Here is a 13,777-nt window from a genome sequence, read left to right on the forward strand (position 1 = left end):
CTCCAACTCCCTCACTTCACCGGCTCAGCCTGCGGAAACGCCCAGCCCCCGGAAAGAATTTCCGCTTTGGGCCGATACAGGCGCACCGTGTAATTCCAGCCCTTCATGATCGGCAGGCAGTTCGGCACCTTGGCTTCGCATCCACCGAATTGAACAGTGGTGGAACCGTCGCTGGCGCGCTTGGCGGTGAGGTTGTTCAGCGTGTAAGCGTTCGCTGCGTTTTTGACGTAATACCCTTCGGCGTTATACAGGCTGATCGACCAGAAACCGTCGACCGGGACATCTTTGACCGTGAGCCGGTAAACGGTTTTGCCATCGTTGTTGGCCGGGGTGACGTTAAGGTAAGTGGCGTCCGCATCCGGGTTGCCGCCCCACGCGGCGGCTGAGCCGATCAAGTGGCGAACGGGGTCCACTTCCTCCTTGGTGCCGAAGGCTTTCTTGAAGTCGGGGATGGTCGTGGACAACACCAGCAGCGCATCGCGTACTTTCTTCTGGCTCGCCGGATCCCAGTGCGGAAGCTCGAGTGCGCCCGGGCTTTTCTGGCTGACGCTGATGGCGTCCTGCAGCGCGTGGACTTGCTTGACGTCCGCCGGGTCGTTTGGATTGACCAGCACACGCATCGCGGTGGCGACATAGCGCGTGCCGACGTTTTCACGGGTGAGCGTGTGGCTGCCGGCACCGTAGAAGACGTCCGGCGTGTAGTGATCTTCGTTGATGACCTGCAGCGACATGAAGCGCTTGCCGGCGTCGGGCAAGGTGATCGTCACCGGCCCCGCGTCGAGGTCGAAGACGCCTGAGGTGTAGAGCGTGTCGCGGTTCAAACGGATCACGGTTTGATGTTCGATCGAAGCCACTTCGCGGCGGTGCAGCAGTTTGCCCAAGCCACCTTGTTTCGCCAGTGAACCGAGGTAGAGATCGGTTTCTGCCCTGACGAAGTTGTCGACCGTTACGGTTACGGCGTCTTGCTTGCCTGCCGGCTCAGCAGCCTGCACAGAAGCCGCACAAACGGCGGCGGCGAAAAGAGTAATTGTGGCGCGTGGCTTCATGAGATTCCCTTCAGACACAAATCAATTAAGCCCAGTGGCCAATTTATCCCTGAAGACTATAGTCGCCAGCGCCAGAACTGCGTCATAACTCGCCGATCAACCCCGCCTCGACATAACTGTCGATCAACTCGTCAAACAACCCAATATCCCCCCGACTGCGCGCAATCAATTGCGCACCGGCCACCGCCGCGTAAATCGCCCGGGCACGCGCCTTACAGCGTTCTTCATCCGCCGAACCAGCGCTGACCAGCACCTCGGTCAGCCACTCGATATTGGCCTCGGCAAACCGTTTGACCTGCGCTTTGACTTCGTCCGGCAGGTCTTGATATTCGGCGGCCATGAAGCTCGCCAGGCACAGCCGATTACCGCTTTCCAGCGATGTGCGAAAGATTGACGGATACAGCGTCAGGCAGCGCTGCGCATCGGGATTGGTCTGGCGAATGCCTTCGAGCACCTGAGCCGCATCCTGCCAATAGCGCTCGGCGACGGCGGCGCCCAGATCGGCCTTGCTCGGGAAGTGGTAGTAGATGCTGGCGTTCTTGATGCCCACCACTTCGCCGATACTGCGGAAATTGATGCCGCTGTAGCCGTGCAGCTGTGCGGCGGTTTTAGCCGCCTCAAGTATCGCTTCGCGCGCGTTCACACTCACTTCCAATGTCCTCAATGCGTTCGATCATGGCGTGGAGTGTACGCTCGGAATGATTACCTGCCAATTGGAAGGTAGGGGTTGACACTCAGAAAAAGTGGCCGCAATCTTCCACCTACCAAATGACAGGCAGGTAACCCGAAATGACTTATTCCAGTGCTGTGATCGACCCTTCTTCGCTACCGATGATGAAAATTCACGACTGGTACAACGGCCCCTACCCGGCCCGTGTGCGCATCGCGCTGGCAGAAAAATCGCTGCTGTCGCGCATCGAGTTCGTGTCGGTCAACCTGTGGACCGGCGAGCACAAGCAAGCTGAATTCCTGCGCCTCAACTACTCCGGCACGCTGCCGCTACTGGAGCTGCAGGACGGCACGCTGATCGCCGAGTGCACGGCGATCACTCAGTACCTCGACAGCCTCGATGACAACCCGACGCTCACCGGTCGCACGCCGGTGGAAAAAGGCCTGATCCACATGATGACCAAACGCGCCGAGATCGAATTTCTCGATGCGGTCAGCGTGTACTTCCACCACGCCACACCAGGCCTCGGCCCAGAGGTCGAGCTGTATCAGAACGCCGAGTGGGGCCTGCGCATGCGCGACAAGGCCGTGCGCGGCATGCACTACTTCGATAACGTTCTGCGCGATCAGCCTTATGTCGCCGGCGAGCACTTTTCCATGGCCGACATTGCCGTGCTGGGCGGGATGATTTTCGCGGCGCTGGTTGAACTGCCGGTGCCCGATGAATGTGTGGCGTTGAAAGCCTGGCATGCGCGGGTGCAGGAGCGGCCAAGCGTGCAGCAATGGCGGGCAATGGTTGCGCAAGGAGATGCGCAACGCCGATAAACCCACAGTTGCCGCCCCGCTTCAGGGGGCGGCAATGATCAATCCTCCCGACACAATCTGCGAGCGAATAACCTACGCTCTAGCGCAATCCTCTTGAATGCTTGCCTGATCCTCTGGACTTGCACGGCCGTGGATACCCAACGCACGCGCGAGGCCATACAGTCCGATAACAACCGCAACCGCGCCCACACGCACGCGACGCGGACTTCGCAGCGCGCCAACCTCAGTGACAAACACGCTCACTGGCGCTGCGGCCCATGCTTATAAAAATGCACGTCAACCGATGATCAGGCGGGTGAACCCATGGAACTACGAATCAATCAGAAGACCGTTCAGGTCGATGCCGACGCCGACACGCCCTTGCTCTGGGTGCTGCGCGATGACCTCGGCATGACCGGCACCAAATATGGCTGCGGCCTGGCCCAGTGCGGCGCCTGCTCGGTGCTGGTCGACGGCAATGTGGTGCGCTCGTGCGTCACGCCGGTCGCCGGTGTGGTTGGCCGCGACATCACCACCATTGAAGCCATCGAGTCCGATGAGGTGGGCAAGCGTGTGGTCGCGACCTGGGTCGAATTGCAAGTGGCGCAGTGCGGTTATTGCCAATCCGGCCAGGTCATGGCCGCGACCGCGCTGCTCAAGCACAACCCCGCGCCGAGCGATGCGCAGATCGAAGCGGCGATGGTCAATCTGTGTCGCTGCGGCACTTACAACGCCATTCATGCCGCGGTGCATGAGCTGGCTGGCAAGAGGGACGCGTGATGAAAGTTTCCAGCGAAACCACAGCTCAATCCTCGTTGCCTGACCTGACGACACCGATCAACCTTTCCCGCCGCCGCTTTCTCACCGGCACCGCCGTCGGCGCGCTGGTGCTGGGCTTCGGTCTGCCACTCGGCGCGCCCCGCGCACTGGCCGCCGCCGCGGCTGCCACGACCAGCGAACGCGGTACGCAGGTGCCGGCACTTCTGGAGATCCGCCCGGACAACCGCGTGCGTCTGATGTGCCCGTTCATGGAAGGTGGCCAAGGCACCTTCACGGCGATGGCGCAGATTGTCGGCGAAGAACTCGACGCCGATCCGGCGACGTTCCTGGTCGAAGCCGCGCCGCCCGGCGAAGCGTATGTGGTGATGGACAACGGCATGCGCATTACCGGTGGCAGCATGTCGGTGCGCATGAGCTATCCGGTGATGCGCCGCCTCGGCGCCCTCGCCCGCGCCATGCTCCTGCAAGCGGGCGCCGAACGCTTCGGCGTGCCGGTGAGCGAACTAAGCACAGAGCCGGGCAAAGTGCTGCATGCCGCATCCGGCCGCTCGCTGACTTACGGTGAGTTGGCCGAGCGCGCCATGGACCTGCCCGTGCCCGACCCGGCCAGCGTCAAGCTGCGCGATCCAAGCCAGTTCCGCTGGATCGGCAAGCCAGTCAAGCGCCTCGACGCTTACGACAAGTCCACCGGCAAGGCGCTCTACTGCATCGATCTTACGGTCGACAACATGCTCCACGCCGCCGTTCAGCACGCGCCGCGTCTGGGCATGACCGTGGGCAGTCTGCGCAACGAAGAGCAGGTCAAGGCCATGAAAGGCGTGCATTCGGTACACCGCCTGCCCGGCGCCGTGGCGGTGCTCGCCGAACGTTGGTGGCACGCTAAACGCGCGGTCGAGGCGATCCAGGTCGACTGGCAGGAACCGGGCGCCGACAGCCCGGTCCGCGTGATGCCGGCGGACTTTTCCAGCGATGCGTATTTCAAGCGTCTGGCGGCGGAAAAAGGTCCGGCACGCGACGATGAAAACGAGGGTGACGTGGCCGCGAGTCTGACCAACGCGAAAACCCGCATCGATGCGACGTATCACAATCAGTACCTCAATCACGCGCAACTCGAGCCGCCGTCTGCGCTGGCCCGTTTCAATGCCGATGGCTCGCTGGAAGTCTGGTTGCCGAATCAGGCACCGGACCTGTATCGCGCCGACATCGCCAAGCGCACCGGTCTCGACCTTGGGCAAATCACCCTGCACTCGCCGCTGTTGGGCGGGTTCTTCGGTCGGCATTTTCTCTACGACTCGGCCAGTCCGTACCCGCAGGCCATCGAGCTGGCGAAGGCGGTCGGGCGCCCGGTCAAACTGATCTGGAGCCGCGAAGAGGAATTCCTGCGTGACGTGCTGCGCCCGGTGGCTGCGGTCAACTTCCGCGGTGCGTTGGACAACGATGGCTGGCCGTTGGCAATCGAAGCCATCAGCGCCACCGAAGGCCCCACCGAAGCCATCGCCGGCAAGCAAGGCGAAAAGCTTGACCCGACGGCGCTGGAAGGCTTGTCGGGCAAGTCCTATGCGATCGCCAACAAGCGCATCGCGCAGATCTACGTCAAAGGCCCGGCGATGCTCGGTTACTGGCGCTCGGTGGGCAATTCGCTGAATGACTTTTTCTATGAATCGTTCCTCGACGAACTGGCCGACAAGGGCGGCAAGGACCCGTTCGACTTGCGCCTGCATCTGCTGCGCAACAACTCTCGGCTGACCACCCTGTTGCAAGCGGTGGCCGAATTGTCGGGCGGCTGGAAACGCGGACCGTTTACTGCCGAGGATGGCAGCCGGCGCGCGCGAGGTGTGGCGATGGCATCGCCGTTCGGCACCGAGACGGCGGTGATTGCCGAGGTGTCGATCGAAAACGGTCAGGTCAAGGTTCACGACATCTGGCAGGCGATCGACCCCGGCAGCATCGTCAACCCGGCGATTGTCGAGGCGCAGGTCAACGGCGCCGTGGCGCTGGGGCTGTCGCAGACGCTGGTCGAGGAAGCCGTGTGGCTCGATGGCAAACCGCGCGCGCGCAATTACGACTTGTATCCGATCCTGCCGCCTGCGCGCATGGCCAGGGTGCATGTGCGGGTGGTCGAAAGCGGGGAAAAAATGGGCGGCATCGGTGAACCGCCACTGCCGGCCGTCGCGCCCGCCGTGGCCAACGCGGTGGCCGCACTGACCGGGCAGCGAATTCGCAGCCTGCCCATGAGCCGTCACACTTTCGCCTGATCAGCGCCGGAGCGTTTATGAACAACAGCCGATTCGCAAGAACCGCTGGCTGGCTGGCCGTGCCGTGTCTGATCGCGGCAGGTCTGCTGGCCTGGTATGTCACGCGCGAGCCTGTCTCGCCCCTGGAAAAGCCAACGTTCAGCGTGGCCGATATCGACCCCGCACTGGTCACCCGCGGCGAATACGTCGCCCGCCTCAGCGACTGCGTGGCCTGCCACAGCGTGCCGGGCGGCGCGCCGTTTGCCGGTGGCCTGGAAATGGCCACACCGCTGGGCGTGATCCATGCCACCAACATCACCCCGGACGCAGATACCGGGATTGGCCGTTACAGCCTCGCCGACTTTGACCGTGCCGTTCGCCATGGCGTAGCGCCGGGTGGTCGGCGTTTGTACCCGGCGATGCCGTATCCCTCGTATGCCAAGCTCAGTGATGACGATGTGCGCGCGCTGTATGGGTTTTTCATGAAAGGCGTGGCGCCGGTCAAGCAGGCCAACCAGCCGAGTTCGATTCCCTGGCCGCTGAACCTGCGCTGGCCGATTGCAATGTGGAACGGCGTGTTTGTCGACGCCGAACCTTACGCCAGCAAACCCTCGCAGGATGCACAGTGGAACCGCGGCGCCTATCTGGTCCAGGGCGCCGGGCATTGCGGCAGTTGCCACACGCCACGCGGCTTGGCCTTCAACGAGAAAGCGCTCGATGAATCCGGCCAACCGTACCTCGCTGGCGCCTTGCTCGATGGCTGGTACGCGCCGAGCCTGCGCGACGATCACAACACCGGACTCGGGCGCTGGAACGAGGCGGAAATCGTCCAGTTCCTCAAGACCGGGCGCAATCGCCATGCGGTGGTTTACGGCTCGATGACCGAAGCGTTCAACAACTCCACGCAGTTCATGAGCGACGAGGATCTGAGTGCCATCGCCCATTACCTGAAATCGCTGCCCGGCGACCCGCAACGTGATGGCCCGCCTTGGCAATATCAGCAGGCCTCTGCCGCGCCAAGCCTGGAAACCTCCGGCGCACACACTTACGTCACCCGCTGCGCGTCATGCCACGGTGTCGACGGCAAAGGCCAGGCCGAATGGATGCCTCCGCTGGCCGGCGCCACTTCGGCGCTGGCGAGGGAACAGGCATCCGCGATCAACATCACCCTTAACGGCTCGCAACGGGTCGTCGCGGCGGGCGTACCGGACGCCTATCGCATGCCAGCCTTCCGCGAACAACTGTCGGATCAGCAGATCGCCGAAGTCCTGACGTTCATGCGCAGTACCTGGGGCAATCAGGCCAGCGCGGTCGATGCTGCAGCGGTCGGCAAACTGCGCGAACACACGGATCCGGCGAGCAGCAGTCCGATTATTTTGCAGATGCGTTAGGAACGTTGAAACTGGAATTGCCGGTCCAGCCTGGGACCGGCGATTCTTCTCAACCCATCAATGCGGACTGGCCACCGGCCGCACGACAATCTCACTGACGTCCACATCGTCAGGCTGGTCAATCGCGTAAACCAACGCTCGCGCAATCGCATCGGCACCCAGCGCTACGCTGCGGAACGCGCGCATTTCCTCACGCGCCACCTCATCGGAAATCGAATCGGCCAGCTCGGATTCGACCACGCCTGGGCAAACCACAGTCACGCGGATTTTGTCCGTTTCCTGGCGCAGGCCGTCGGAGATGGCTCTGACTGCGAATTTGGTCGCGCAATACACGGCGGCGGTCGGTGACACCGCGAGGCCGCCAATCGAAGAAATGTTGATGACCTGGCCGAAGCCTTGCGCTTCCATCCCCGGCAGCACCGCGGCGATACCGTGCAGCACGCCACGCACATTGACGTCGAGCATCTGGTTCCATTCATCGACCTTCAGCGCCGCCAGTGGCGACAGCGGCATGACCCCGGCATTGTTGATGATCACGTCGACCTTGCCGTGCTGCGCCTGGGCGAATTCAACGAAGGCCTGCATCGAGTTCATGTCGGTCACGTCGAGCGCACGGGCGCTGGCCGAGCCGCCGTCGCTGCGGATCTCGCCGACCAGTTTTTCCAGGCGTTCGGTGCGGCGGGCACCGAGTACTACGTGGGCGCCTTTGGCTGCGATCAGTCGCGCGGCGGCTTCGCCGATACCGCTGCTGGCGCCGGTGATCAATACGACTTTGTTGTGGATGTTCGACATATCCGTTTCTCCTGCTCGTTGCATGGAAAGTCAGCCGGGCCGCGGGGTGCGGGGTGTTGGCTGGGTACGTCGAAAGGTTAAGCGCACGGACTGGCTGGACGCGTGCCGAAAGCTGCGTGAGGTTTGCCTATTCGTGTCTGAGTGCGCGGTGATGATTTATCGACGCCACCTCTTCAAGTACCGCGAAATTCGCTGGGCGTGACGCCCACTTCACGACGAAACACCTGCGAAAAGTGACTGGCGCTGGAATAGCCGACCTCCAGACCGATGTCGATCACGCTGCGCTGGGACTCGAGCAACAATTGCCGCGCGCGGGCCATGCGCAAACGGATGAAATACTGCGAAGGCGCCAGACCGGTGGCGCGTTTGAACAGGCGGCTGAAGTGGTATTCGCTGAGCTCGGCGAGCGTTGCCAATTTCGCCAGACTGAATTCGTCGTCCAGATGCGCGGTCATCGCCTCGGTGACTTTGCGCAGTTTGTAAGCCTGCAACGCATTGACCCGACGTCCCGCCTGAGTCTCGGCCGGATAGCTGCGCAGCAGGTGCACGGCCAACGCCTGGGCCAGCGACTGGGCGAACAGTGCGCTGGGCGTACGTTGCTCGATCAGTTCGCTGCGCAATTGCTGCAGGACAAACGTGATGTGCGAATCCCGTGCTCCTGAAACATCGCGCAAGCGCAGCGGCGCGCTGGCCTGCCCGGACAGCTCGCGCGAGGCACGTTCGATCAGCGGCAAGCCCAGATAAAGGTGCATGACTTCAAAGGTTTCGCCGCCGTGGGTCTGCCAGCGCATTTCATAGGGGTCATCCGACTGGGTGAGAAAAAAGTCGCCCGCGCTGACCTCGGTCGCCTCCCATTCACCACCCGGCACCCGTTCCTCCACCCTCGCCGCGCCTGCCAGCACTAACACCAGCAACGGTTCCACCACCGCCGGCACCGTGATCGGCTCATTGATACTGCGATGACTGAACAGCTGAATCACGACATCGTCGATTCGCGGTCGCGAAGTCAGCGCGAGGGGTTCACCCGGCAGGTAATCAGCCATGAAATCCCCGGTTATGCGCATCTGAGCAGTATTCGCCATGAAAGGGTCCTTCTATTCTCGCAGTTGCAAAATCCGACAATAACCCAGCCATACCTCATATTGGGCGCAAAACTCCGACAGCCACGGCAAGCCCACGAAAGTTGTCACTCGCGCGTTGCGAGACAGTTGAACCGTCACCAGCGCCAAACGTTGCTGGCAAGGCAACCCAGACTGGATCACAACGTGGAGAACATCATGAGCGAGATCAACAACAGCACACCAAACGAAGTGATGGGCAAAGTGGCCCTGGTAACCGGCGCGGCCAGCGGCATCGGCAAGGCGATCGCCTTGTTGCTGCACGCTCGTGGCGCCAAAGTCATCGCCGAAGACCTCAACCCCGCCGTGCAGGAACTGGCCCGCCCCGGCCTGGTGCCATTGGTGGCGGACATCACCGAAGATGGCGCCGCAGAACGTGCGGTAGCGCTGGCCGTTGAGCAGTTTGGTCGCCTGGATATTCTGGTCAACAACGCCGGGATCATCATCAACAAACTGGTGGTCGACATGACCCGCGACGATTGGGAGCGCATTCAAGCCGTCAATGCCACCGCCGCTTTCCTGCACAGCCGCGAGGCGGTCAAAGCGATGATCCCGAACAAGTCCGGGACGATCGTCAACATCGCCTCCTATGCGTCGTATTTCGCCTTCCCGACCATTGCCGCCTACACGGCCTCGAAAGGCGCTCTGGCACAACTGACCCGCACCCTGGCCCTGGAAGTGATCGAACATGGGATTCGCGTCAATGCCGTCGGCGTCGGTGACGTGGTGACCAACATTCTCAACGACGTGGTCGACGATGGCCCCGCGTTTCTCGCACAACACGGTGAACACGCGCCCATCGGCCGCGCTGCGCAGCCGGAGGAAATTGCCGAAGTGGTCGCGTTCATCGCCTCGGACCGCGCCAGTTTCATGGTCGGCGCGGTGGTCATGGCCGATGGCGGCATGACCGTCACCGCTGGCTGACACGGCAACGGGCGCAGGCGAAAATCTCCGGCACGCGCAGCAGGATCAGGCAGATCTGCGGCAGTATCGGCGTAACACTGCGCCCTCCCCACTGTGTAGTCTGAAGATCAGCGACGGGGGCCGCCATGGCCCACGAATCTTATGAGAGTCTGATATGCAACCGAGCGATGCTTCCCTTTTGCAAAACACCGCCCTCTATCGCACCGAACTGATCCGTGCGCTGACCCAGCGCTTTGCCGAGCCGGGCATCTACGAGACCGCCATCGCGCCGCTGCATGTGATTCGCATGGACCAGCCCACCGAGCTGATCCACACCGTGCACAAACCGGCGCTGTGCCTGATTTTGCAGGGGCGAAAGGAAGTCGGCCTCGGCGAGGACTGCTACCGGTACGACCCGCTGAATTACCTGGTGGTCTCGGTCACATTGCCGGTGTCCGGTCGTGTCTTGCAGGCGAGCCCGGAGGCGCCTTATCTGTGTATCCGTCTGGATTTCGAAGCCACCGATCTTGCGCAGGTAATCGCCGATGCGCCGCCGACGGGCGTGCCGGACGAGCCCGAGCGTGGGATGTTTCTGGAAACCATCGACGTGCCGCTGCTGGAAACCATGCTGCGTCTGGTGCGCCTGCTGGAGACCCCGCGCGACATCGGTATGCTCGCGCCGCTGGCCCTGCGCGAGATGTACTACCGCCTGCTGCGCGGCGTCCACGGGCGTCGCCTGTATGAACTGGCCATGGGCGATTCGCAAGCGCGCCGCGTGTCGCGGGCAATCGACTGGCTGAACAGCCATTACACCCAGCCGCTGCGCATCGAGGAACTGGCGCGCATCGCCAACCTCGGCAGCTCCACCCTGCATCACCGCTTCAAGGCTATGACCGCGATGAGCCCGCTGCAATACCAGAAGCAACTGCGCCTGCAGGAAGCCCGCCGGCTGATGCTCGGCGAGGGGCTGGACGTGGCGAGTGCCTGTTATCGCGTCGGCTATGAAAGCCCCTCGCAATTCAGCCGCGAATACAGCCGCCAGTTCGGCTCGCCGCCCTCGAAAGATATCAGCAGCGCACGACGCCCGGCGTAACACCGTCGAAAAACGTTCAAGCATTTGACGCATCCACAACTGCTGCCTAGGGTTCTTGCAGACATTCAGCCGTCAGGCCAGTGCAACCCATTGCACTCCCTCGTGAAAGGACGCTCGTTATGACTGCATCGCGCAAACGCTTGATCTGTATTTTGCCCCTGTGCGCCGCGCTCGCCGGCGCCCTGCAAGCGCAAGCCGCCACCCCGGATTTGTTGCTCTCCACGCCCGCTACGCCGGACGTTGTTGAAAAAGGCATGCACGCCGATGGCTACAGTCTGGCGATCTCGGCTTACAACTGGGGTTATCCGCTGGTGCGCATGGAACGGGTCGTGCGCGAATACATCACGGTGGCGGCAAACAAACCCGCCACCAGCTATCGCGCGCCGCTGAACCAGATCGGCTGGGCCACTGCCCTGGCCTCACCGTCCGCCAAGGACATGCCCACCGCCAACAATGACACTTACTACATGAGCGCGGTGCTCGACCTCACTGAGCCCTACGTATTGAGCGTGCCGGACACCGACGACCGCTACTACGTCGTCGATGTGTTCAACATGTGGCAGGAACTGGAACACTACGTCGGTCGGCGAACCACCGGCACCCAGGCCGGCAAGTACGTGCTGGTGCCACCCGGCTGGACCGGCGAACTGCCCAAGGACGCCAAACGCCTCGACGTGACAACCCGAAAAATCTGGCTGTGGGGACGTATTCAGGTCAAGCAAGGCGAAGATGTTGCGCCGATCCTCGCGCTGCAAAAGCAGTTCAGCGTCGTGCCCCTGAGCGGCAAAACCGTCAACGCGACCTTGCCGGCATTACCGAAAACCGATGACCCGCTGGGTTTCTTCACTGAACTGGCCGCCGTCCTCAAGGACAACCCGGTAAAACCTGCCGACGCAGCCCTGTTCGCCCAGTTCGCCCGCATCGGCCTGACCGAAAAAGGCTTCGCCCCCGACACCCTCAATCCCGCGACCCGCAAAGGCCTGGAAGCCGGATTGAAGGACGCGCCCTACGTCGCCATCGCTTCGCTGGCCAGCACCTCATCGATCCGCAACGGCTGGAACTGGGTGACCGGGCTCGACAGCTTCGGCTACAACTACCCGTTGCGTGCCATGGTTGCCGGCCCGTATCTCGGCGGCCAGGGCGAACGCGAAGCGATGTACCCGATCCGCTTCACCGACAGTAAAAATCGCCCCCTCACCGGCGCCAGTCAATACCAGGTCAAACTCGCCTCCGCCCCACCCGTCAACGCGTTCTGGTCACTGACCATGTACGACGCCAACGACAAGATGCTGGTTGAAAACGAGATCAATCGTTACAAGGTCGGCACTGATACGCCAGGTTTGAAAGTCGCCGCAGATGGTTCGATCACCATCCCTATCTCGCATAAAAAACCTCAGGGCGAAAACGCAGCCAACTGGTTGCCGGCACCCAAGGGCGGGTTTTATGTGCTGTTGAGGATGTACCAGCCGACCGAAGACGTGTTGTCGGGAAAATGGGCCTTGCCGCAGCTGGACAGGGTTGAATGACGGGTGACTGATCATTGGCGGCCACCGTTATCAGTGTGTGGCCGCTCAGTCCGTCAAGGTGATCCTCGCCGCAGCGCGGTTGCGCGCACGCATGATTCGAAACGTCAGGAAGCCGCCTACCGCAAACGCGGCATTCAGCGCGACCATCGCGAATGCGGAGTCGTCCTGCAGGCGACTGAGCAGCAAACCGGCAACGGTCGCGCCGGCCATCTGCGCGAAGCCGATGAAACCTGCCGCCAGCCCGGCCCGGGTCGGATTGGGAATCACCGCGCCAGCAACCGAACCGGGCAGCACCATGCCCGCTCCCAGCGTCAGCAGGACCTGTGGCAGCATCAAACCGGTTACCGATGGGCCAGCGAACTGGTGAATGATGAACGACAGACTGGCGCCTGCCGCAACCAGACCGGTGCCGAGGGCAACGATCTTTTCCGGACCGGACTTGATGATGGTGCGGTTGGTGTAGATCGCACCGGCAATCAAACCGGAAACAATGCCGCCAAACAGCAGCCCATACTGGGTCGGACTCAAGCCAAGCTGGCCCACGAACACACGCGATGAGCCGGCGATAAAGCTGAACATCGCGCCGTAGGTGCAGGCGATGGCAACCGAAAAACTGCGCACGGACGAGCCTTTGAGCAGCGCCGCGTAATTGCCCATCAGTGTTTTCAGGCGCCCGGCTTGCGGGTCACGCTGCAGATGGGTTTCCTTGAAAAACAGCGAGGCGATCAGTGCCAGTGCGCCGAACAATACCGTCGCCATGACCACCGCGCGCCAGCCGCCGGCGTGGGTCGCGATCAACCCGCCAATAACGGGTGAGAGCATGATGGTACTGAGCATGCCGATCACCGTGATGGCCATGATCGGTCCGGCGCGCTCTTTCCACACATCCCGCACAATGCTGCGCGCCACCACCAGCGCTGCGCAGGCGCCCAACCCCTGCAGCGCACGGCCGACGATGAATTCATCCATGCTCTGCGCATACGCCATCCACAGCGAAGCCAGCACGTAAGTAGCAACGCCAGCGAGCAATAGCGGGCGCCGGCCAAGGCGATCAGAGAGCGGGCCGAAGAACAACTGACCCAAACCAAAAGCGGCGACAAACATCGACAACGCCGCCAGTGACGCACCCGGTGCAGCGCCAAGGCCTGACTCGAGTTCACGCAGGCTGGGAATCAGCAACTGCGTGGAAATTTCCCCCAGGCCGCAAAGCCCGATCAGGAGTGCGAGCAATACGCTGGAGCGAGTGGATGTGTGCATGGCTGTATCCGAAGTGGATGGGGAGAAATGCCCCGATCCATTTGGGGTCCCGGTAGTGTCAAACACCCTCGCGCGCAATCCAGGACAGCAGCCAACGACTGCACCGAGGGCTCAGCATTATGATCATAATAATTTCCAACTGTAAATATGACGTCCGTAATTTC

Annotated in this window: 12 protein-coding genes; 7 read left to right on the top strand and 5 right to left on the bottom strand. The window is 62.1% G+C overall.

What is annotated here, in order from left to right; genetic code table 11:
- Positions 1 to 11: 11 nt before the first annotated feature.
- Together ACGSLL_RS02900 and ACGSLL_RS02905 are read right to left on the bottom strand one after the other, a co-directional pair.
- Positions 12 to 1,046, bottom strand: coding sequence for a DUF1214 domain-containing protein (locus tag ACGSLL_RS02900; protein WP_394502965.1), 1,035 nt, complete (start codon positions 1,044 to 1,046; stop codon positions 12 to 14).
- A gap of 82 nt (positions 1,047 to 1,128) precedes the next feature.
- Positions 1,129 to 1,695, bottom strand: a complete 567-nt coding sequence (locus ACGSLL_RS02905; RefSeq protein WP_394502967.1) for a TetR/AcrR family transcriptional regulator — start codon at positions 1,693 to 1,695, stop codon at positions 1,129 to 1,131.
- 185 nt (positions 1,696 to 1,880) lie between these two features.
- Here ACGSLL_RS02905 and ACGSLL_RS02910 point away from each other — a divergent pair, with 185 nt between their 5' ends.
- From ACGSLL_RS02910 to ACGSLL_RS02925, 4 genes are all read left to right on the top strand, one after another.
- On the top strand, positions 1,881 to 2,540 hold the full coding sequence (locus tag ACGSLL_RS02910; protein WP_394503098.1) for a glutathione S-transferase: 660 nt from the start codon (positions 1,881 to 1,883) through the stop codon (positions 2,538 to 2,540).
- Positions 2,541 to 2,843: 303 nt separating this feature from the next.
- Positions 2,844 to 3,299, top strand: coding sequence for a (2Fe-2S)-binding protein (locus tag ACGSLL_RS02915; RefSeq protein ID WP_203418363.1), 456 nt, complete (start codon positions 2,844 to 2,846; stop codon positions 3,297 to 3,299).
- Positions 3,299 to 5,554: a xanthine dehydrogenase family protein molybdopterin-binding subunit gene (locus tag ACGSLL_RS02920; RefSeq protein WP_394502970.1), complete on the top strand. Its 2,256-nt coding sequence runs from the start codon at positions 3,299 to 3,301 to the stop codon at positions 5,552 to 5,554. The genes ACGSLL_RS02915 and ACGSLL_RS02920 overlap by 1 nt, the downstream gene beginning before the upstream one ends.
- A gap of 17 nt (positions 5,555 to 5,571) precedes the next feature.
- On the top strand, positions 5,572 to 6,924 hold the full coding sequence (locus tag ACGSLL_RS02925; protein WP_394502972.1) for a c-type cytochrome: 1,353 nt from the start codon (positions 5,572 to 5,574) through the stop codon (positions 6,922 to 6,924).
- A 57-nt stretch (positions 6,925 to 6,981) separates the two neighbouring features.
- On the opposite strand, the gene ACGSLL_RS02930 is transcribed toward ACGSLL_RS02925, so the two are convergent.
- On the bottom strand, positions 6,982 to 7,716 hold the full coding sequence (locus ACGSLL_RS02930; protein ID WP_394502974.1) for an SDR family oxidoreductase: 735 nt from the start codon (positions 7,714 to 7,716) through the stop codon (positions 6,982 to 6,984).
- Between the two features lie 173 nt (positions 7,717 to 7,889).
- The gene (locus tag ACGSLL_RS02935) at positions 7,890 to 8,798 is read right to left on the bottom strand and encodes a helix-turn-helix domain-containing protein (protein WP_394502976.1); all 909 of its coding nucleotides are present in this window, start codon (positions 8,796 to 8,798) and stop codon (positions 7,890 to 7,892) included.
- A gap of 195 nt (positions 8,799 to 8,993) precedes the next feature.
- Here ACGSLL_RS02935 and ACGSLL_RS02940 point away from each other — a divergent pair, with 195 nt between their 5' ends.
- The 3 genes from ACGSLL_RS02940 to ACGSLL_RS02950 all read left to right on the top strand — a co-directional run bounded on the left by ACGSLL_RS02940 (position 8,994) and on the right by ACGSLL_RS02950 (position 12,356).
- Positions 8,994 to 9,758 carry an SDR family NAD(P)-dependent oxidoreductase gene (locus ACGSLL_RS02940; RefSeq protein WP_394502978.1) on the top strand — a complete coding sequence of 255 codons (765 nt, stop codon included), beginning with the start codon at positions 8,994 to 8,996 and terminating at the stop codon, positions 9,756 to 9,758.
- 154 nt (positions 9,759 to 9,912) lie between these two features.
- Complete coding sequence (locus ACGSLL_RS02945) at positions 9,913 to 10,830, top strand: AraC family transcriptional regulator (protein WP_394502980.1); 918 nt, start codon at positions 9,913 to 9,915, stop codon at positions 10,828 to 10,830.
- A gap of 119 nt (positions 10,831 to 10,949) precedes the next feature.
- A complete protein-coding gene (locus tag ACGSLL_RS02950) occupies positions 10,950 to 12,356 on the top strand; it encodes a DUF1254 domain-containing protein (protein WP_394502982.1) in 1,407 nt (468 codons plus the stop codon).
- A 45-nt stretch (positions 12,357 to 12,401) separates the two neighbouring features.
- Here ACGSLL_RS02950 and ACGSLL_RS02955 read toward each other — a convergent pair whose 3' ends face one another.
- Positions 12,402 to 13,613, bottom strand: a complete 1,212-nt coding sequence (locus tag ACGSLL_RS02955; protein WP_394502984.1) for a Bcr/CflA family efflux MFS transporter — start codon at positions 13,611 to 13,613, stop codon at positions 12,402 to 12,404.
- Positions 13,614 to 13,777: the final 164 nt, after the last annotated feature.

This window comes from Pseudomonas retamae (genome assembly GCF_043496865.1).
Lineage (GTDB): Bacteria > Pseudomonadota > Gammaproteobacteria > Pseudomonadales > Pseudomonadaceae > Aquipseudomonas > Aquipseudomonas retamae.